Below are 320 nucleotides of genomic sequence, written 5' to 3'. Positions count from 1 at the left end.
GCAGAGGCTGTGGCCGGCGCCGATCTGGTGTTTGTTTCTACCCCAGTATCCGCCATGGGTACGGTGCTGTCGGCATTGAAGCCGGGGCTGTCGAACGGAGTTATCGTCACCGATGGGGGTAGCGTGAAAGGCAACGTGGTCAATGCGGCCCGCGATGCTCTGGGCGCCCACTACGCCCGCTTTGTGCCAGGACACCCCATTGCAGGCAAGGAAAAAAGCGGCGTAAGCGCGGCCGATGCGAAGTTGTACCGCGATCACCGGGTGATCCTGACCCCCACCGACGCCACCGACCCGGCAGCTACCGCCAGAGTGCGCGCCCT

The 320-nt window shown here is 64.4% G+C and carries 1 protein-coding gene; it reads left to right on the top strand.

The annotated features are described in order from the left end of the window. A partial coding sequence (locus tag F8C76_RS19630; RefSeq protein WP_152132980.1) for a prephenate dehydrogenase/arogenate dehydrogenase family protein occupies positions 1-320 on the top strand: 320 nt, incomplete at both ends.

The sequence above is a fragment of the Flagellimonas olearia genome, assembly GCF_009184425.1.
GTDB classification, from domain to species: domain Bacteria; phylum Bacteroidota; class Bacteroidia; order Flavobacteriales; family Flavobacteriaceae; genus Flagellimonas; species Flagellimonas olearia.
The sequence above is the reverse complement of the archived record's forward strand: the minus strand, read 5'-3'. Positions and strand labels throughout refer to the sequence as shown.